We start from the raw sequence: 279 nt of genomic DNA on the forward strand, positions 1-279 counted from the left end.
TTGAGCACCATGCCCTGCGTGAGCAGGTTGGTGAACGGCTCGTCGAACTTGACAAGGCCCAGGTCACGCATGACCTTGGTCCAGAAGCGCGCGTACAGCAGGTGCAGGATCGCGTGTTCGATGCCGCCGATGTACTGGTCCATCGGCATCCAGTAATCGTTGCGGGCGTCGACCATCGTGGCGCCGTCCGGGCACGTGTAGCGCATGTAGTACCAGCACGAATCGATGAAGGTATCCATCGTGTCGGTCTCGCGGCGCGCGGGCTTGCCGCACGACGGG

At 62.7% G+C, this 279-nt stretch carries 1 pseudogene; it reads right to left on the minus strand.

Annotation, left to right across the window (positions count from 1 at the left end):
• Positions 1-279: pseudogene (locus DL891_RS16975) on the minus strand (leucine--tRNA ligase); the annotation flags it as partial.

Source organism: Homoserinimonas sp. OAct 916 (assembly GCF_003260275.1).
GTDB lineage: Bacteria > Actinomycetota > Actinomycetes > Actinomycetales > Microbacteriaceae > OACT-916.